Genomic DNA, 18798 nt, shown 5'->3' with positions numbered 1-18798 from the left:
CGGACTGAGAGGCTGTTCGGGACAGCAGCAACAGACAGGATGGTTGATATGAGTGCAAGGACTGGAAGCAGTCATCAGCTTCGGCTGGCGCTGACGGCCGTACGTATGGGGCCGGCGCTGATGCTGCTCATCATCGTCCTCGTGCTGAGCCTGCTCAGCCCGGTCTTCCTCTCGGGCCGCAACCTCGGAAACATCGGCCTGGAGACCTCGGTGGTGGCCCTGCTGGCGCTGGGCCAGCTGCTGGTCATCATCACTGCAGGCATCGACCTCTCGGTAGGCTCCCTCATCGCGCTCTCCAGCGTCCTCGGTGCCCTGTGGGTCCGAGACCTGGAGCTGGTGGAGGGGTGGCTGGTGATCCCCTCCATGATGCTCGGCGGCGCCCTGGCGGGAGCAGTCAGCGGAACGCTCTTCGTCAAGGGAAAGCTGCCCCACCCGTTCCTGGCCACCCTGGCCATGATGATGATCGCCCGCGGCGCGGCCCTTCTGATCTCAGGCGGTCAGCCCATCACAGGAATGCCGGAATCGGTGCGGCTGGTCGGAACCTACCGGCTGTTCGGAGTCCCTCTGGCCGTGATCGTCGTGCTGGTGCTCGCGGTGCTCGTCCACCTGCTGCTCACGCGCATCACCTGGGGCCAGTGGATCTACGCCGTAGGAGCCAGCAAGGAAGGTGCCAGGCGCGTCGGAGTCCCCGTGGACCGTGTGCTGATCTCGGTCTACGTGATGAGCGGCTTCTTCGCCGGAACAGCCGCGATCGTCGTCAGCGGTCAGACCAACTCGGCCTACCCCACGGCCGGCAACCTGCTCGAGCTCTCCTCCATCGCCGCGGTCATCATCGGCGGAGCCAGCTTCTTCGGCGGCCGCGGCACCGTGTTCGGGGCCCTCGTCGGCGCCCTCATTCTGGGCGTCATCCAGAACGGACTGAACCTTCTGAACGTCAACCCGTCATGGCAGTACGTCGCTCTCGGCGTCGTGGTGATCCTCGCCGTCGAACTCGACGTCGTCCGAAGCCGGCTTGAGACGCGGCTGCGGTCGGTGCAGGTCGAAGAGAAGCTCGAGCGCAAGGAGGCGCAGGAATGACCTCGACAGAGAACATGGGTGCTGAGAGAGCGGCGGGGGCGGCCCCGACGGCCCCGGTGCTCGAGGTGAGGAACGCGAGCAAGATGTTCGGGCCCGTCAAGGCGCTCAACGGCGTGAATCTCCGGCTGGAGCAGGGAGAGGTCCTGGGGCTGCTGGGCGACAACGGCGCCGGCAAGTCCACGCTCATCAAAGCGATCACCGGCGTGCACACCATCGATGACGGGGAAATACTCGTCGACGGCAAGCGCGCCCACATCCGCAGCCCGAACGATGCACGCGCCTTCGGCATCGAGGCGGTGTATCAGGACCTCGCGCTGTTCGACAATCTCGGCATCGTCAACAATCTGTACCTCGGCAATGAGCTCACCAAGCCGCGCCGATTTCGGGCCCTGGGCTGGCTGGACAAGAAGGCGATGGAGAAGGATGCACGCCGGCGACTGGACTCCCTGCAGGTGCACCTGCCGAGCTTCAACGCATCGGTGGGCCTCATGTCCGGCGGTCAGCGCCAGGCAGTGGCGGTCGCCCGTGCGGTGGCCTTCGCCAGCCGGGTGCTGATCCTCGACGAGCCGACGGCAGCTCTGGGCCTCCGCGAGACCAGGAATGTTCTCGATGCGGTCAAGAGGCTTCCGGAGCAGTTCGGCATCTCCATCATTCTTATTTCACACAATATGGATCATGTTGTCGAAGTGTGCGACAAGGCGATGATCCTGAGGCAAGGAGGGGTCGTCGGAGAGGTTGAGCCGCACGCAGACACTATGGAGCAGATGGTCGCCATGATCGTGGGGGCCCAGAAGAAGAAAGAGGAATAACGATGTCCACAAGACTTATGCGTTTCGCTGGACTGTTCGGCGTGGGAGCCCTCGTCCTCACGTCATGCGGCAATGATGCCGACGCGGGCGACGAATCCGATGAGGAGTACGACATTGCGGTCGTGCTGAAGACCACCACCTCGCCCTATTGGCTCCAGGTCATGGGCGGTGTCGATGACGGCGCGGAGGAGCTGGGATCGAACGTGACCATCGGCGGCGCCACCCAGGAGTCCGAGGTCCAGGAGCAGATCGACCGCATCAACACGGACCTGACCAGGGAGCCTGACGCCCTGGTGGTCTCGCCGACGCAGGCCGAGCAGCTGGAGCCGGTGCTTCAGAGTGCGGCCGACGAAGGCGTTCCGGTGGTCCTGGTGGACACCAGCGTTCCCGGCTGGGACGGGGCCGAGACCTTCATCGGCACCGACAACCTCGATCTCGGCCGTTCCCTCGGGGAGTTCGTCCTGGAGGAGCGCGACGAGGGAGAGATGCTCGCGATCCGCGGAGTTCCCGGAAACCCATCGACCGATGACCGGATCGACGGTGCCATGGAGGTCCTCGAGGACAGCGGCGTGGAAGTGGTCGCGGAGCTGGCCGCCGACTCGGACCGAGCGCAGGCCCGTGCAGCGACGAGCGACGCGCTGCAGTCGAACCCCGACCTGTCCATCATCGTGGCCGCCAACGACGACATGGCCCTCGGGGCAGTCGAGGCAGTGCGTGCCGCCGGCCTGGACTTTGAGGACTTCCTCATCGTCGGCGTCGACGGGACCGAGGACGCGGTCGACTCGATCATCGCCGGTGAGCTGGATGCCACCATGGCCCAGGGCGCCTACGAGATGGGCCACCGCAGCATCGAAGAGGCGGTCCGGGTCATCGAGGGCGAGACGGTCGAGGAGGAGATCGCCATCGACGCGACGCTCGTCACCGGCGACAACGCTGAGGACTTCCTCGAGCAGCTGCAGGACCAGTCAGCCGAGTAGAGCACGTCGGCGAAGGAGCGGGGCGGCCCGGGCGCATGTCAGGCCGGCCCCGCTCTCTCGTCCGCGCGAGGACCTCGGGCATCCGCCCGGGCAAGCCGGCGGGCGGGGTGGTCCTGGGCCAGATGGGGCCCAGCGCCCAGCAGCGACTCTCGCAGGGTCAGCGGAGTCTCAGGGCGTTCCGGCAATAGGCCGCGGCGGCGGAGCTCGGGGGTGACGAACTGCTCGAATCGTTCGAAGTCAGCCGGGCGCACGGCGGCGGAGATGTTGAAGCCGTCCACTCCGGAGATCCGCTGGTACTCCAAGAGCTGGTCCACGACCTGCACGGGATCGCCGATGATGGTGGGGCCTCGGCCTCCGATGGAGATGAACTCCGCGACCTCCCGAACCGTCCACCTCCTGCTGGGGTCCTTGGTGAACATCGCCAGCGCGGACTGGTTCGCCTCGGTCTGCACGTCGGCCACATCGTCGTCTTCGTGCAGATCGGAGAGGTCGACTCCGGTCCAGCCGCCGAAGAGGGTGAGCGCGGCCTCCGTGTCGACGTAGGCGGCGTACTCCTGGAACCTGGCATGCGCCTCAGCCTCAGTGTCCGCGACGATGATGGTCACCATCGCGGAGAAGATGACCGAGGACGAGTCTCTGCCTGCGTCGGTCAGCTGGGCACGGGTGGATTCGACCTGCTGGGCCAGCTTCTCCGGCCTGGCGTTGATGACGAAGATCGCCTCTCCGTGGTCGACGGCGAACGTCTGGCCGCGAGCGGAGGAGCCGGCCTGGAACAGCAGGGGCGTGCGCTGCGGGCCGGGGTGGGTGAGCATGGGCCCTGGTACGGAGAACCACGTGGATTCGTGCTCGATGCCGCGGACCTTCTCCGGGTCGGTGAAGACTCCTGACTCTTTGTCGGCGATGACGGCGTCGTCGTCGATGGAGTGCTCGAAGAGCTTGTACATGACCTCCATGAACTCATCGGCGCGGTCGTAGCGCTCATCGTGGGGGATCTGCCCCTGCATTCCGAGGTTGCGGGCCGCGGAGTCCTGGTAGCTGGTCACCACGTTCCATGCGACTCGCCCCTGGGTGAGGTGGTCAAGGGTCGCGAAGCGGCGGGCGAGCAGGTAGGGCTGCTCGTAGGTCACCGAGGCGGTGAGGCCGAACCCCAGGTGGGTGGTGGCGGCTGCGAGCGCCGGCACCAGAACCTGCAGGTCCAGCAGCGGATACTGCACCCCGCCGCGCGCCGCGGAATGATGGCTGGAGCCGTAGACGTCATAGACGCCGGGGACATCGGCGAGGAACAGGCTGGAGAAGCCGGCGCGCTCCAGCGTCTGGGACAGCCCGGTCCAGTACTCCAACTGGTCGAACTGGTCGATCCGGGATTCGGGGTGCCGCCAGAGCCCAGGGCTCTGGTGAACCGGAACGAGCATGTCGAAGGCGTTGAAGTGGATGGTCATCGGCTCTCCTCGGATTTCGCATCGCCGATGGCGTTGAGGCCCTCGGGCAGGGTTCCGTTGATCTCGTAGTCCCCCACGGATCGGGCGCGGAACACGATGGGGTTGTGGGTGGCGATCGTGCGGGCGTTGCGCCAGTGGCGGTCCAGCGCCTTGGTCCGCAGCACTGCAGAGGCGCCCGCGGTGTCGAACAGTTCCTGGGTGATGCTGAGCACCAGCTCGGGCACGGTGATCTGGGCCTTCTCCACCGCCAGTTCGGACTCGTAGACCCCTTCGGGCAGCTCACCGGAGAACTCGGGGTTCCAGGTTCCGGCGGCGAAGCCTGCTTCAAGGGCCCGATCATGGGCACGGGCGGTCTCGGCCACGATGGCCTGTGCGGCATAGGCCTTCGCGGCCATCTTCCCGACGATCTGCTGGATCAGCGGGTCCTGCTTGAACGCGGCCCCGGACGCTGAGGTGTTGAAGGTGCGGGTGCGCCTGCGCAGCGTCTCGGCGGCGTCGCGCACTGCGGCGTGGGCGATGCCGACCTGCACGGCCAGCAGGTAGAGCTGGAAGAACGCCGCTTCGTGCACCGCCTCATGGGATCCGTGCACCCGGCGGAGAATGCCGAGACTCTCCACCGGGGCGTCGTTCAGAACCGTCGTGCCGGTGCCGGTGAGCTTCTGGCCGAAGCCGTCCCAGTCGTCATGCACCGTGACCCCCTCACCGTCGGTGGGCACGACGGCGAAGCGCCGGCCTTCGATCCCCTCCTCCTGAGAGGCGGAGACGCGTGTGTAGTCGCTGAAGATCGTTCCGGTGGAGTAGAACTTCTCACCATTGAGCCGCCATGTGCCGTCGGCGGCGGTCGTGAGCTTGGTGTTCAGCGTCCCCAGTTCGTTGCCGCCCTTCTCGGTGGAGGCGTTGCCGACCGTGGTGCCGGCGAGCACGCGCGGGTACCAGGTCTGCTGGATCTCCTCCGGCTGGAAGCGCAGCGATTCCACGAATCCGAAGTGCCCGCGGTAGAGATGGGCGATATTGGAGTCGGCCTGCGCCAGGCGGATGACGTCGACGATCAGCTCCTCGATGCTCAGGCCCGGGCCGCCGAACGCCTCGGGCACTCTCAGGGCTCCGAAGCCGTGGCGGTCCAGCTGGCGGACCGGCTCGAAGGGCAGCACTCGGTGCAGCTCCCGCTCAACGGCCCCGGAGGCGATGTCCTCCAGCACGTGGTTGGGAAGCTGGGCTGAGGCGGTCGGTGCGGCTGCGAGTGTCATCGGCTGTTGGCCTCTTCCCATGCTTGGTCGATGTCGCGGTCGAATGCCGGGGTGAGGAGGCCGTCGAGGTACTCCTGGTACCAGTCCCTGACCTCATCGGAGTGGTAGGCCTCCCTGAGGGCCTGGTACTTCTCCGGCTCCTGCTCGCGGAACCCAGGCTGCGCCACGATCGTCATGGCGAAGGGCAGCGCCTCGTCCTCGTTCTCGATGATCAGGGCCTCGTCAGGCATGACGTCCACTTCTGCGAGCAGCCGCGCGAAGCCGAAGACGGCGTCGACGTCGTCATAGACCGTGCCCACGGACTGCTGGTCGACCTCGATGAACTCCAGGCTGCGCGGATTCTCCTCGATGTCGTCCACGCTGAGCTCCGGAGTGCTCTTGGACTCGTCCACCTCGATGAGCCCGGCGCGGGCCAGCAGGCTGATGCCGCGCCCGTTGTTCGCGGTGTCCACGGGCAGCGCCACCTGCGCCCCGTCGGGGAGCTCCTCCAGCGAGCTGTGCTCCTGGGAGTAGATGCCTGAGGGCTGCTCGAACATGAAGAGGATCGGCTCCAGATCCAGGTCGTGGTCCTCGTTGAACTGCAGGAGATAGGTGAGGTTCTGGAAAAAGTTGACGTCGTATTCGCCGTTGTCGACCGTGTAGTTGGGCTGGATGATGTCAGTGACGTACGTGGTCTGCACGTCCCACCCGTCCTCCTCCAGCAGCTGTTCGGCGATCTCGGTGGGCTCCTGGAAGGGCGCATTCTCTGTGACCACCATCGTGATGGTCTGGTCATCCCCGTCGATGAGTCCGCAGCCGGTGACGGCCAGGGACGCGGCACCGGCGGCACCAGCGGCGGCAGCCAGTGCCGGTGGCCTGCGGCTGGGAGCGTCGGCCCTCATGCGTCGCCCTCGGTGAACTCTGTCCAGATCTCGTCGCTGTTCTCCAGGGTGATGTCGTCGACGTAGTCGATCACGCCGCCCTGGTACTCATGGAACCACTGCTCGACCTCCTCCGACTGGAAGGCGTCCTGCAGGGCCTGGGCCTGCTCATCGGTCACGCTGTCCGGCGCCGCGGCCACCACACAGGTGAAGGGGATGCGCACCTCGTCGCGTCCGTCCTCAATGGCCAGCAGCGTGTCGTCGACATCGTGGCCGGCTTCGGCGACGAGGCGGACGAAGGCGAACCCGGCGTCGACATCGGGCAGGGAGGCGGCCCCCTGCTGCTGGTCGGTCTCGACGAACTCGAAGCCCCGGGGGTTCTCCGTGATGTGGTTCTGAGTCAGTTCGATGACGGAGACCTCGTCATCGATCTCGATCAGGCCCTCATCGGCCAGGAGCTGGAGGGCACGGCCATTGTTGGAGGGGTCCACCGGCAGGTTGATCTGGGCGCCGTCGGGGAGATCCTCCAGGGAGTCGTGCTCCAGGCTGAAGAGGCCGGCCGGTGCGTAGTAGACGCTGAACAGCGGCTCCACCTCAGTCTCGTTGGACTGGTTGAAGTTGTTCAGGAAGGCCAGGTGCTGGAAGTAGTTGGCGCTGTACTCGCCGTTGTGGACCACCTGGTTGGGCTGATTGATGTCCGTGACGTAGTTGACGTCCACCTCGTAGCCCTCGTCCTCCAGCAGCTCCACCGCGATCTCGGTGGGCTCCTGGAAGGGGGCGGATTCGGTGACCATGATGCTGATGGTGTCCTCATCCTCGACGAGGCCGCAGCCGGTGGCGGTCAGGGCTCCGGCCGCGGTCAGGGCGGCGATGCTGAGGAGCCGAGGGTGGGCACGGTGGACGGAAGAAGGCATAGGGGTGTTCTCTTTCTGCTGCTCTGCGGGGCGAGTGAGGGATGTCTCTCAGGCGGAGACGCGTTTGTCCGTCATGCGGGCGATGCGGGTGCCGCCGTACTGGACGATGCTGACGAGGAGCACCATGAGGATGCAGGCCACGATCATGGTTTCGGTCTCGTACCGGTAGTAGCCGTAGCGGATGGCGAGGTCGCCGATGCCGCCTCCGCCCACCAGGCCGGACATCGCGGAGTAGGAGATGAAGCTGACCGTGGTGATGGTCATGGAGCCGATGAGGGCGGGTTTGGCATCCACCAGCAGCACGCTGCGGATGATCTGCCCGCTGGTGGCACCCATCGCTCGGGAGGCCTCCACGGCGCCGGAGCCCAGCTGTGTGATGTTCTGCTCCACGAGACGCGCGAAGTATGGGATGGCGTTGATCGTCAGGGGAACGATCACCGCGGCCGTTCCCACCGACGTGCCCACGATGAACCGGGTGAACGGGATCAGGGCGATCAGCAGGATGAGGAACGGGAAGGAGCGGACCATGTTGACGATCGCAGAGACCACCGTGTGGCTCTTGGGCGTGGGCTTCAGCCCGCCGGGGGCGTGGCTCCACAGCCAGATGCCCAATGGGGTGCCCAGGAGCACTGCCAGCGGGATGGAGACCCCGATCATGGCGAACGTCTCCAGCATCGCGTGGTTGATCTCCGGGATGCGGTCGATGATGAGCTGGAGGTTCATCAGCGAACACCCCCTTCGACGGCGGCGAAGATCTTCTGGTCCCGCTCGTCGGCGATCTCTTCGAAGGTGTCCTGATCATCCTCAGCCGCGGCGGCGGGGACTGTGCGGCCGTCGCGATTCACGCTGATGCCGTCGGAGGTCAGATACCGCCCGATGGAGGTTCTCGGGGCGAAGTCCTCGCGGCCGAGCTCTGCGGCGGGGAACTGCTCCACCACAGCTCCGTCCTCCATGACCGCTACGTGGTCCGCCAAGGCCTTGATGACCTCCATCTCGTGGGTGACGATCACCACGGTGATTCCGAACTCACGGTTCACGTCAGCGAGGTACTGCAGCACGGTGGCGGTGGTGAAGGGGTCCAGGGCGCTGGTGGGCTCATCGCACAGCAGCACGTCCGGCTGGGTGGCCAGCGCGCGGGCGATGGCCACCCGCTGCTTCTGGCCGCCGGAGAGCTGGGCGGGGTAGTTCTTCGCCTTGGGGGAGATGTCGACGATCTCCAGCGCCTCGGCGGCCCGACGCCGGCGCTGCCTCTTGTCCTTCTGGCCGGCGAACTTCAGTGAGAGCTCCACGTTCTGGGCCACGGTGAGGTTGTTGACCAGGTTGAAGCCCTGAAAGACCATGCCGATCTGGTGGCGGGCCTGGCGCAGCTGCTCGTGCTTCAGCCCGGTCAGCTCGGTGCCGCCGACCCAGACCTCGCCCTCCGTGGGGCGCTCCAGGAGGTTGATGTTGCGCAGCAGGGTGGACTTTCCGGCGCCGGAGAATCCGATGATGCCTTGGATGCTGCCGCGGGGAATCTCCAGGCTGACGTCCTGCACCGCCCGGACAGGCTCCTTGCCGCGAGCCGCGAAGGCAGTCGAGACATGGCGTAGCGAAATCATGAAGCACTCTCCATCGGTCCTGGCGTTAGCACCGAAGGATTCCCGCAGCCGATGAGGGCAATGCGGAGATCCAGGTTGCTGCGTCGTCGTCGGGCCAGGTCCCTCAGTCGCTCTGGATGGTTACAGCGGAGACTCTACGTTCACACGCCGCGCATGAACAAAATGCGAGCACATATATTGCGCGCCGTTGCGCCGACCTGTTCGGTGAGGCTGCTGAGCTCACTCCAGCGGGGTGAGGCCCTTGAACCGGCTCTGGTGGAAGACCAGCCCCTCGGAGGCTTCGTCGTAGCCGAAGTCGAGGATCTCCAGGACGGCCACGTCGTGGTCGCCGGCGGTGAACTGGCTGTGCATGCGCGTGGTGAACCACAGCGGAGAGCCCTCCAGGACCAGCGCCCGTTCACCGTCGATCCTGCGTTCCACCCCGTGGAAGCGGCCGGCACGATCCGTGGAGGCCAGCTGGCGGGTGAGCTCGGACTGCTGCGCACCCAGCACCGAGATCCCCAAGCGGGACGCCCGGTCACGCAGCTTGGGCCAGGTGGAGGAGGTGTGCTGCACCGCGACGGTCACCAGCGGGGGCTCCAGGGAGACCCCCACGGTGAAGCTGGAGGCCACGAGGACTTCCGGGTGTCCGTCGACTTCGGCCGCCACCGCGACGATGCCCTGCGGGAACTGCCCCAGGGCCTTTCTGAGCTCCAACGGGTCGAACTCCGCAGGCGCGGGGATGTCTTCGGCGCCGTCATCACGGGCAGCGGTGATCATACCGATCAACTCCCATCGCTCGTATCGGCAGCCAGACCGCAGAGCCGGTCGAAATGTTCATTCCCGAGACTACGTCCGCGCCGTCAGAGCGGGCAAAACGCCTGTCACATTCCGAGACAGACCCCACGGGCGCCTCCGAGCTCGGAGGACACCGCGGTGCGCTGATGCCTGCCGGACTCGCCTGGGGCGATCTCATCGTCGCACGCGCTCGGCTCGGCCTGTCTCAAGGGACAGCTGTGCGGCATCGGCGACCCGTGACGCATCCACGGCCTCCGCCGCGGGGCAGGGGTTCGGGCCTTCTCCGCGCGCGAGCTGCACGAAGGCTCGGATCTCCGCACGGTAGGCCTCAGCGAACCGTTCATGGAACGTGCGGTGCGGGATGTCGGCGGGAAAGACGAACCCGGGCTCCGCGGAGACTCCCGAGTAGCTCGCGTCGAGTCCCACGTGCACCGTGCCGGCGGACCCGTGCAGTTCGAGGCGAACATCGTGGCCCGCTCCGTTGTAGCGGGTCGCTGACACCGACCCCAGCGTTCCGTCGTCGAGGGTGATCAGTGCGGTGGCCGAGTCCACGTCCCCCACCTCGCCGATGGCGGGGTCGCCGTTGTTGGACCCCCGCGCGCAGACCTCGACGATCTGCTGGCCGGTGAGCCACTGCAGGGCGTCGAAGTCATGCACGGAGCAGTCGCGGAACAGGCCGCCTGATCCGGCGATGAACTCAACGGGAGGGGGCCGCATATCGGCGGTGATGGCACGGATCGTGTGCAGCCAGCCGAGGTCCCCGTTCTCGTAGGCCCGCTTGGCCTGGACGTAGCCGGCGTCGAGCCTGCGCTGATGGCCCACCTGGACCGCGGCGCCGGTCTCCTCGATGACGCGCAGCACCTGCTCCGATGCGGCGGTCGACTCCGCCAGCGGCTTCTCGCACAGCACCGGGATGGCCGCGTGCGCCGCCCGCACGATCAGCGGTGCGTGGTGGGCGGTGCCCACGGCGATCACGAGCCCGTCCAGCGGCATGTCGAAGAGGGCGTCGACCGAGGGTGCGGCACGCGCTCCCAGCTGCCCGGCGACCTGCTGCGACCGCGCGGAGTCGATGTCGGCCACGATCAGCTCGACGCCGTCGGGGGCGAGCAGGCTCAGATGTGCGGCATGCATCGTCCCGATGCGGCCTGCTCCGACGAGTCCTACAGCAGTGGGCGGCATGCGACCTCCCTGGCCAGGGGCTTCATCAGCCTGTGAAGGGAAGCCGGTCGTCGATGGCGGATTCGTCCCAGGTGCGACGGATCCAGCCGTGGTGCGGGTCGTCGCTGATCAGCCACTGGCGGACGGGCCCCGGCCCCGCCATGACGTTGAGGTAGTACATGTCGTGGCCCGGCGGGGTCATGGCAGGGCCGTGCCAGCCGTAGGGGACCAGCACCACATCGCCGGTGCGGACCTCTGCCGTGACGTCGATCGGGCGCTCATCGGAGGCGTAGACGCGCTGGTAGCCGATCACATCGGGTCCGCCGTCTGCCGCAGAGGGCACGGGGGCGCCCTCGGTCGGCTGCATCTCGAAGTAGTAGATCTCTTCGAGGGAGGTCTCGCCCTCCTTCTCCTCGTCGTGCTTGTGCGGCGGGTAGGAGGACCAGTTGCCCGCCGGGGTGAGCACTTCGCAGACGATGAACCGGTCCGCCTCCAGGACCGCAGGCGCGCCGAAGTTGTGCACCTGGCGGGACGCGACGCCGGCTCCCCGCAGCTCCACGGGCACCTCCTCCCGGGCGATGTGCCGGATGGGGTGGTGTGCGCTCGCGGGCGCAGAGGCGACGGCCATCCGCCCGCCTCGCTCCGAGGAGAGCGTGATGGCTGTCTCGATCCCGGTGTACAGGACGTCGCTGGGGCCGTGGAACACGGAGGGGCGGCCGCCGAGGGCGTACGTGTCGCCGTCGATGCGCACCTCGAAGGACCCGGACAGCGGAATGATGATGCGCTCCTCCGGCTGGGCGGCCAGCCGCACCGAGGCCCCGGCGGCGAGGCCGGTGACGCGCAGCCCGGTGTGCGTCCAGCCGGGCGGCTGCACCTCGGAGTCAGGGGTCCCCACGTCGACGGTCCAGTCAGCCGTGCTGGCCGTGCCGGAGGGGTGCACCCACGGCGCTTCCCTCGGGTCCTGTCGGGTCGCTGATGTGTGAGCGGACATGGGCGCGCTGCCTTCCGATGGGGGTCTGGGTCTAATCCACAAGCATGATGTCGAAGGAGTACCTGTCGGCGCGGTAGACGTGCTTGCCGAACTCGACGGGCGCTCCGCTGCTGTCGAGGGCTGTGCGCTCCATCAGGACCAGCGCGGAGCCCTGCTCCACCTTGAGGCGGCGAGCCTGCTCGGCATCGGCGATCCTGGCGCCGACCTTCTGGTGTGCCATGCGGAAGTCGACGCCGGCGCGCCGCAGAATGTTGTACAGCCCGTCGGTCTCAAGGCTTCTGCTGTCCAGCTCGGCGACGGTGAGCGGCAGCCAGTTCTCCATCAGAGCCAGAGGTCGGCCGTCGACGAGGCGCAGGCGTCGCAGGTGGTGCACCTCCGAGCCCTCGGGGAGGCCGAGCTGCTCGCACACCTCCTGCTCGGCGGTCACGGTCTCCAGCGAGAGCACGCGCGTCTGAGGCTCTGCCCCCTCGTCCTGAAGATCGTTGTAGAGGCTGGAGAGGCGCAGGTTTCGCCGCACGGGAGGGCCGATGACCTGCGTGCCGACTCCGCGGCGCCGCATCACCAGTCCGTCGCGGACGAGCTGGTCCATGGCCTGGCGCATCGTGGGGCGCGAGAGGCTGTACCTCTTGGCCAGTGCGATCTCGTTCTCGAGCTTCGTCTCGGGAGGAAGGACGCCTTCGCGGATCGCTGCGGTGAAGGCTGAGGCGACCTGGTGGTAGAGGGGCACCGGTGAGGATCGGTCCAGCGCGATGTCCAGGTCAACCATGAGGGCTCTCCTTCAGCATAAATGACAGTTTGTCATGACATTTGCGCTGAGAAAAGCGGGCAGCCTGTGCGGGGCTACAGTGAGCGTTCGTCCGGGCCGCTGTACTCGCTGAGCGGGCGGATCAGGGTGTTGTCCGCGCGCTGCTCCATGATGTGCGCAGTCCACCCCATGATCCGCGAGGCGATGAACAGCGGAGTGAACATCTCGGTGTCGAACCCCATGAGGTGGTAGGTGGGCCCTGCTGGGTAGTCGAGGTTCGGCTTGATGCCGGTGGCCTCGTCCATCGCGGACTCCAATCCCTCGTAGAGCCCCATCAGCTCATGGCGGCCATAGTGCTCCACCATTGCATCGAGGGACTCCTTCATGGTGGGGACCCGTGAGTCCCCGCGCTTGTACACCCGGTGGCCGAATCCCATGACCTTGCGCTTCTCAGCCAGGGCGTTCTCCATCCATTCCCGCGACCGCGCGGCAGCCTCTTCGCGGGTCTCGCCCGGGCGGATCCCGATCTCGGCGAAGGTGTGCATCACCGCCTCGTTGGCGCCGCCGTGCAGGGGGCCCTTCAGGGCGCCGATCGCCGCGGTCACCGCCGAGTGCAGGTCCGAAAGCGTCGACGTGACCACGCGCGCGGTGAACGTGGACGCGTTGAAGGAGTGCTCGGCGTAGAGAACCATCGAGACGCGGAAGGCGTTCACCACCTCGGCTGCCGCCTCCTCGCCGAACGTCATCCACAGGACGTTCTGCGCATAGTCCAAGTCATCGCGAGGAGCCACCGGGTCCTGACCGCGCCGGCGCCGCTGATCGTAGGCGAGGACCGCTGGGAACGCGGCGAACAGCTTCTTGGCCTTCTGCAGCTCTGCAGCCGGGTCGGAGGTCTGTGCGTGCGGGTCGTTCGCGCCCATCACAGAGACGGCGGTGCGGCCCACATCCATGGGGTGGCAGTCGGCCGGGAGCAGGTCGACGGCCTCGCGGACCTTGGGGTCCAGACCGCGGTGGCTGCGTTCGAACTCCTCGAACTCAGCGAGCTCCTGCGTGCTCGGCAGCTCCCCGCTCCACAGCAGCAGGGCAACGGCCTCGACGCTGAGGCCTGCCGCCAGCTGCTGCACGGGGTAGCCGCGGTAGAGCAGAGAGTTCGTGTCAGGGTTCACTTTGGAGACGGCGGTCCGGTCGGCGACGATGCCGGCCAAACCTTTGTGAACATCGGTGTCGGTCACGTCTGAGCTCCTTCGTCATTGAACGGTTCAGGCACATCGAAAGTGAAGATGTCGGAGTCGAAGCTGCTGTATCCCTCATAGTCGACGAGTTCGTAGAGGCGGGCGCGGGTCATCATCTGCGGCACTGCAGACTGTTGGGTGCCTTCGGCGGCCAGCGTGTCCAGGGTGCGCTCCACCGCGCCCATCGCTGCCCTCAGTGAGGTGACCGGGTAGATGACGAGCGCCACCCCCGCGTCAGCCAGCTGCTGGCGGGTGAAGAGGGCCGATCTGCCGAACTCGGTCATGTTCGCCAGGACGGGCACGTCCACGGCGCGGCATATCGCCTCGAATTCGCTCAGGTCCTTCATCGCCTCGGGGAAGATCGCGTCGGCGCCTGCGGCCACCAGGGCCTTGGCGCGCTCTATTGCGGCATCCAGGCCTTCGGCAGCGCGGACGTCAGTGCGCGCCATGATGAGGAAGTCCTCATCCCGCCGGGCCTGGGCCGCGGAGCGGATGCGCTGGGCGGCGGTCTCCGCGTCCACGGTGGATTTGCCGTCCAGATGCCCGCAGCGCTTGGGGTTGACCTGGTCCTCGATGTGGCAGCCGGCCAGGCCCGCGCTCTCCAGCTCGTGGATGGTGCGCGCCACGTTCATGGGCTCGCCGAAGCCGGTGTCGGCGTCGACGAGGGTCGGCAGGTCGGTCATGCGTGCGATCTGCCCTGCCCGCTGCGCGACCTCGGTGAGCGTGGTCAGCCCGATGTCCGGCAGTCCCAGCTCGTTGGCGATCACCGCCCCGGAGACGTAGACGCCGTCGAAGCCCTTCTCCTGGATCAGCGGTGCGCTCAGCGGTGTGAACGCACCCGGAAACTGCCGGGCAGCTCCGGGGGTGAGGATCTCGCGCAGGTGCTGACGCTTCTGCTGAGGTGTCGTCGCGGCGTAGAGCATCAGAACAGGCCCTTCGGCGCGGGGGACTGGTCGAGGATTCCGCCGGCGGCTGCGATGTTCAGACCGTCGAGCTCCTCCGGTGAGAGCTCGGGGAGGCGCTGCACGGTGTCGAGGAAGCGTCGGATCTCGGCGTCGTCGATGATGCCTTCGGCCAGTGAGCGGAACTTCGCGATGTACTGCTCGCGCTCGAAGGGGCGCGCGCCCAGGGGGTGCGCGTCTGCGACGGCGATCTCGTCGGTGATGGTGCGGCCGTCCGTCAGACGGATCTCCACGGAGCCGCCGAAGGCCTTCTCCGCAATGTCCGCCGAGTGGTACCTGCGGGTCCACTCGGGGTCCTCCTCGGTGGTGACCTTCTGCCACAGCTCCACCGTGTCCGGTCGTCCTGCGCGCTCCGGGGCGTAGGAGTCGGCATGGTGCCACGCGCCGTCCTGCAGGGCGACGGTGAAGATGTACGGAATGGAGTGGTCGAGGGTCTCGCGCGAGGCGCGCGGGTCGTACTTCTGCGGATCGTTCGCGCCGGAGCCGATGACGTAGTGGGTGTGGTGGCTGGTGCGGATCACCACGGACTCCACGTTCGCAGGGTCGGTCAGCTCAGGGTGCTGGTGGTGCAGCTTCCGGGCGAGGTCGATCCAGGCCTGGGCCTGGTACTCGGCCGAGTGCTCTTTGGTGTAGGTGTCGAGGATGGCTCGCTTGGGCTCTCCGGGGCCGGGCAGGGGGACCGTGTACTCGGCGTCGGGGCCGTCCAGGATCCAGGCGATCACTCCGTCCTCGCCCTCATAGATCGGGACGGGGGAGGTCTGACCTCGCATGGCCCGGTCGACTGCCTCGACCGCCATCTTGCCTGCGAAGGCGGGGGCGTGGGCCTTCCATGTGGAGATTTCGCCCTTGCGGGACTGGCGGGTGGCGGTGGTGGTGTGCAGCGCCTGCCCGACGGCTTGGAAGATCGTCTCCGTGTCCAGATCCAACAGGGTGCCGATGCCTGCAGCGGCCGAGGGGCCCAGGTGGGCCACGTGGTCGATCTTGTGCTTGTGCAGACAGATCGACTTCACCAGATCCACCTGGATCTCATAGCCGGTGGCCACTCCGCGCAGCAGGTCTGCCCCGGAGCGCCGGGTGTGCTGCGCGACGGCGAGGATCGCGGGGATGTTGTCGCCGGGGTGGGAGTAGTCCGCGGCGAGGAACGTGTCGTGGAAGTCCAGTTCGCGCACGGCGACTCCGTTGGCCCAGGCCGCCCATTCGGGGGAGGTCCTCTGGGAGGTGCCGAACACTGACGCGCCGCGTCCGTTGGCGGAGACCGTGTGGTCGAGGGCCTGGGCGCGGGCGGATGCCACGGGCGCTCGGGCCAGGGACGCCGCTGCCACGGAGGCGTTGTCGATGATTCTGTTGATCACCATGTCTGCGACGTCGGCCTCCACGGGCACCTCGTCGCGGGCGACGCGGGCGATCTTGTGGGCCAGCTGGTCCTCACGGGGCAGGCTGTCCGTGCTGGGACGGACTCTCACGGTGTGCTCGATCATCGACGGGGGCGTCCTCTCATGGGCTGGGCTGATCCTTCTAGTTCCTGAGCGCGGAGATGTAGGCGAGGCTCCGGCGCAGGTGCAGCGTGGTGGCCGCCTGGGCCATCTGCTCGTCGCCGGAGGCGACGGCCAGGCAGATCTCGCGGTGCTCAGCGGCTGACTGCGCAAGCCGCTGCGGCTGGTTCTTTGCCATGCGGCGCACACGGATGAGGTGCACCCGGAGGTTGGCGAGCATCGCACTGAGATACGGGTTCTGCGCCGCCTCGTCGATCGCCTGATCCATGCGGGATGCCAGCGTGTAGTGAGATTCCGCCTCAGCTGACTGCTGAGCGTGCTGGAACTCGTCTGCCAGGTGAAGGAACGCGTCGGGGGCGCCTCGTGCGGCGGCCAGGCCGGCGGCCTGAGTCTCCAGCGGGATGCGGGCTTCGAAGAGCAGGTCCACGTCCTCCAGCGAGATCTCGCTGACGACGGTTCCGCGCCCTGGCTGCTGTACGGCCAAGCCGGCAGCGATCAGACGAGAGAGAGCCTCTCGGATAGGGGTGCGAGACACGCCGAGGCGTTCGGACTGGCCCACCTCGCCCAGGACAGTCCCGGGTGCGAGGTGACCTTCGAGGATCTCCTCCTGCAGGGAAGTGTACGCCGCATCACTTGCTCGCATAGCCTCACTGTATACATAAACAGGGCCTGGCGGAACCCAGGAGGGCGAATACTCCCGCATCGCGCCGGTTTCGCATCGTTTCTGTATACAGAGAGGGTGCCTAAGAGAGGGAGAGGAAGAGCTTCTCCAGCTCCTCGACGGTCAGTCCGTCCTCGGACGCGGCGGCCGCCTCCGGGTCCGTGATGCAGAACTGCATCGCGGAGGAGACCACCACGAATCCCGCACGGTCCAGAGCGGTGGACACTGCCGAGAGCTGCGTGACCACGTCACGGCACCCGTCGCCGCTCTCCACTGCGGAGATGACGGAGTCGAGCTGCCCGCGGGCCCGCTTGAGCCGGTTGACGATGCGTCGCTGCGTCTCCGGATCTGCTTCTTTCACGCTGCCGCTCCTCCTTCTCCTATTGCTCGTCGGCGTCCCCGGAGCATCAGTCCCGCGAGGAGAATGAGGACCGCTGCCGCAGCCCCCAGCCCCACGCTCAGCGGCAGCTCCTGGAGGAACACCACGATGCCCATCGCGAGCACCAGGTACCCGAACGCCTTCTTCAGAGCCTTCTCCGGCACGTGCTTCACCAGCGCGGAGCCCACCAGCGCCCCGAGCACGGTGACGCCGGTGATCATGAGCACCGGAACCCAGTCGATCGTCACCGTCGTCAGGTAGCCGGCCAGGCCGGTGAACGACTTCAGCGAGATGATGAGCAGCGAGGTCGCCACCGCGGTGGGCATGGAGAGCCCGCCGAGCAGAACGAGCGCGGGCACAATCAGGAACCCGCCGCCCGCGCCGACCATGCCGGTCACCGCCCCGACCACCAGTCCCTCCAGGAGGATCTTGACCAGCGGGAGCTTCTTCTGGGGCGCCCCGGACTGCTTGGCCCTGCGGTCGAGAACCATCGCCAGTGCGGTGGCGACCATCATGATGCCGAAGCCGACCATGAGCACCACGGCGGGAAGCTGGCTGCCCAGCAGGCCGCCGCCGAAGGCTCCGACCATGGCTGCGGCCCCAAAGATGAACCCTGTTCTCCACTGCACGGTCCCGCGCCTCGCGTGGGCGATCACGCTGACTGCTGAGGTTACCCCGATGATGAACATCGAGGCGGCGATCGCCTCCTTGGGAGGCATTCCTGCCACGTAGGTCAGGAGCGGGACGGCCAGGATGGTGCCCCCGCCGCCGAGCAGGCCCAGGGAGAGCCCGATCCCGACGGCGAGGACCATCGCCAGAATGAGTCCGGTGGTCATCGCTGCGCAGACTGCTGCGGGACCTTCACCTGCAGCGACTGGGGAATCTCGGCCAGCAGCTTCTCCACTGTCGGGTCAGCTTCCACCTTGTTCCACGGCATCCTGTTCAGTGCCGCGGCCATCGCGCAGGAGTCGGTCAGCGCGGAGAAGGTCAGGCCGGCGCCGATCGCTCCGGCGAGATAGCCCACCTTGGGGGAGATCAGCTTCCCGCCCACGAAGCCGGTGAGCACCAAGGACCCGGCGACCATGCGCACCTGCCGGTCCATGGCCCAGCGCTGCTGACCGCGGCGGGTGTGCTGGCTGTGCTGCGACTCCATGGCGACGACGCCGCCGTCGAGGACCCGTGCGGTGTCCACTCCTGCGGCACGCAGGTGCTGCAGGGCCTGGTTGGCGCGGTTTCCTGTCTGGCAGATCAGCACGATGTCTCCGGTGAACTGTTCGGCCAGGGTCTCCCTGTTCTTCTGGAGCAGGTCCAGCGGAACGTTGTGGGATCCGGGGACCCGCAGCGACTCGTGCTCCGCCGGGGTGCGGACGTCGACCAGCAGAGGGGGCTGCTGAGACTGGAGCTTCTCAGCCAGCTCTGCGGGGCTCATGGGTGCGGCGTGAGAGGATGCGGGCATAGAGGTGCTTTCCTTTCGGGATG

At 67.1% G+C, this 18798-nt stretch carries 20 protein-coding genes and 1 riboswitch; of the genes, 3 read left to right on the top strand and 17 right to left on the bottom strand.

Annotation, left to right across the window (positions count from 1 at the left end):
• Positions 1 to 48 precede the first annotated feature (48 nt).
• From FS388_RS03375 to FS388_RS03365, 3 genes are read left to right on the top strand one after another with little or no spacing between them, the layout of a single operon-like run.
• Positions 49 to 1077 (top strand): ABC transporter permease, encoded by a 1029-nt coding sequence (locus tag FS388_RS03375; protein ID WP_168198579.1) that lies wholly within the window; start codon positions 49 to 51, stop codon positions 1075 to 1077.
• Positions 1074 to 1886, top strand: coding sequence for an ATP-binding cassette domain-containing protein (locus tag FS388_RS03370; protein ID WP_210410226.1), 813 nt, complete (start codon positions 1074 to 1076; stop codon positions 1884 to 1886). Before FS388_RS03375 ends, FS388_RS03370 begins: the two co-directional genes overlap by 4 nt.
• A gap of 2 nt (positions 1887 to 1888) precedes the next feature.
• On the top strand, positions 1889 to 2863 hold the full coding sequence (locus FS388_RS03365; protein ID WP_146339697.1) for a sugar ABC transporter substrate-binding protein: 975 nt from the start codon (positions 1889 to 1891) through the stop codon (positions 2861 to 2863).
• Between the two features lie 38 nt (positions 2864 to 2901).
• On the opposite strand, the gene FS388_RS03360 is transcribed toward FS388_RS03365, so the two are convergent.
• The 17 genes from FS388_RS03360 to FS388_RS03280 form a co-directional block, all read right to left on the bottom strand.
• Complete coding sequence (locus FS388_RS03360) at positions 2902 to 4302, bottom strand: LLM class flavin-dependent oxidoreductase (RefSeq protein WP_146339695.1); 1401 nt, start codon at positions 4300 to 4302, stop codon at positions 2902 to 2904.
• Positions 4299 to 5549: an acyl-CoA dehydrogenase family protein gene (locus tag FS388_RS03355; protein ID WP_246836277.1), complete on the bottom strand. Its 1251-nt coding sequence runs from the start codon at positions 5547 to 5549 to the stop codon at positions 4299 to 4301. The genes FS388_RS03360 and FS388_RS03355 overlap by 4 nt, the downstream gene beginning before the upstream one ends.
• Complete coding sequence (locus FS388_RS03350) at positions 5546 to 6430, bottom strand: MetQ/NlpA family ABC transporter substrate-binding protein (protein WP_146339691.1); 885 nt, start codon at positions 6428 to 6430, stop codon at positions 5546 to 5548. The genes FS388_RS03355 and FS388_RS03350 overlap by 4 nt, the downstream gene beginning before the upstream one ends.
• The gene (locus FS388_RS03345) at positions 6427 to 7323 is read right to left on the bottom strand and encodes a MetQ/NlpA family ABC transporter substrate-binding protein (protein ID WP_146339689.1); all 897 of its coding nucleotides are present in this window, start codon (positions 7321 to 7323) and stop codon (positions 6427 to 6429) included. Before FS388_RS03345 ends, FS388_RS03350 begins: the two co-directional genes overlap by 4 nt.
• Positions 7324 to 7371: 48 nt before the next feature.
• The gene (locus tag FS388_RS03340; RefSeq protein WP_146339687.1) at positions 7372 to 8046 is read right to left on the bottom strand and encodes a methionine ABC transporter permease; all 675 of its coding nucleotides are present in this window, start codon (positions 8044 to 8046) and stop codon (positions 7372 to 7374) included.
• On the bottom strand, positions 8046 to 8921 hold the full coding sequence (locus FS388_RS03335) for a methionine ABC transporter ATP-binding protein (protein WP_146339685.1): 876 nt from the start codon (positions 8919 to 8921) through the stop codon (positions 8046 to 8048). Before FS388_RS03335 ends, FS388_RS03340 begins: the two co-directional genes overlap by 1 nt.
• 7 nt (positions 8922 to 8928) lie before the next feature.
• Positions 8929 to 9044, bottom strand: a riboswitch (SAM riboswitch).
• 96 nt (positions 9045 to 9140) lie between these two features.
• The gene (locus tag FS388_RS03330) at positions 9141 to 9680 is read right to left on the bottom strand and encodes a flavin reductase family protein (RefSeq protein WP_146339683.1); all 540 of its coding nucleotides are present in this window, start codon (positions 9678 to 9680) and stop codon (positions 9141 to 9143) included.
• Between the two features lie 192 nt (positions 9681 to 9872).
• Complete coding sequence (locus tag FS388_RS03325) at positions 9873 to 10877, bottom strand: Gfo/Idh/MocA family oxidoreductase (RefSeq protein ID WP_146339681.1); 1005 nt, start codon at positions 10875 to 10877, stop codon at positions 9873 to 9875.
• A gap of 25 nt (positions 10878 to 10902) precedes the next feature.
• Positions 10903 to 11847: a 5-deoxy-glucuronate isomerase gene (iolB, locus tag FS388_RS03320; protein ID WP_146339679.1), complete on the bottom strand. Its 945-nt coding sequence runs from the start codon at positions 11845 to 11847 to the stop codon at positions 10903 to 10905.
• A 31-nt stretch (positions 11848 to 11878) separates the two neighbouring features.
• On the bottom strand, positions 11879 to 12613 hold the full coding sequence (locus FS388_RS03315) for a GntR family transcriptional regulator (protein WP_146339677.1): 735 nt from the start codon (positions 12611 to 12613) through the stop codon (positions 11879 to 11881).
• A gap of 74 nt (positions 12614 to 12687) precedes the next feature.
• Positions 12688 to 13824: a bifunctional 2-methylcitrate synthase/citrate synthase gene (locus FS388_RS03310; RefSeq protein ID WP_146339675.1), complete on the bottom strand. Its 1137-nt coding sequence runs from the start codon at positions 13822 to 13824 to the stop codon at positions 12688 to 12690.
• Positions 13821 to 14747 (bottom strand): methylisocitrate lyase, encoded by a 927-nt coding sequence (gene prpB / locus FS388_RS03305; RefSeq protein ID WP_146339673.1) that lies wholly within the window; start codon positions 14745 to 14747, stop codon positions 13821 to 13823. Before prpB ends, FS388_RS03310 begins: the two co-directional genes overlap by 4 nt.
• Positions 14747 to 16264 carry an MmgE/PrpD family protein gene (locus tag FS388_RS03300; protein WP_146339671.1) on the bottom strand — a complete coding sequence of 506 codons (1518 nt, stop codon included), beginning with the start codon at positions 16262 to 16264 and terminating at the stop codon, positions 14747 to 14749. The genes prpB and FS388_RS03300 overlap by 1 nt, the downstream gene beginning before the upstream one ends.
• Before the next feature lie 37 nt (positions 16265 to 16301).
• Positions 16302 to 16922, bottom strand: a complete 621-nt coding sequence (locus tag FS388_RS03295) for a GntR family transcriptional regulator (protein ID WP_146339669.1) — start codon at positions 16920 to 16922, stop codon at positions 16302 to 16304.
• Positions 16923 to 17022: 100 nt separating this feature from the next.
• Positions 17023 to 17301: a metal-sensitive transcriptional regulator gene (locus FS388_RS03290; protein WP_146339667.1), complete on the bottom strand. Its 279-nt coding sequence runs from the start codon at positions 17299 to 17301 to the stop codon at positions 17023 to 17025.
• Positions 17298 to 18155, bottom strand: coding sequence for a sulfite exporter TauE/SafE family protein (locus tag FS388_RS03285; RefSeq protein WP_146339665.1), 858 nt, complete (start codon positions 18153 to 18155; stop codon positions 17298 to 17300). The genes FS388_RS03290 and FS388_RS03285 overlap by 4 nt, the downstream gene beginning before the upstream one ends.
• Positions 18152 to 18775 carry a rhodanese-like domain-containing protein gene (locus FS388_RS03280; RefSeq protein WP_210410225.1) on the bottom strand — a complete coding sequence of 208 codons (624 nt, stop codon included), beginning with the start codon at positions 18773 to 18775 and terminating at the stop codon, positions 18152 to 18154. Before FS388_RS03280 ends, FS388_RS03285 begins: the two co-directional genes overlap by 4 nt.
• Between the last annotated feature and the right edge of the window lie 23 nt (positions 18776 to 18798).

Source organism: Nesterenkonia sp. NBAIMH1 (genome assembly GCF_007922635.1).
In the GTDB taxonomy this organism is placed as follows: Bacteria; Actinomycetota; Actinomycetes; order Actinomycetales; family Micrococcaceae; genus Nesterenkonia; species Nesterenkonia pannonica.
The sequence above is the reverse complement of the archived record's forward strand: the minus strand, read 5'-3'. Positions and strand labels throughout refer to the sequence as shown.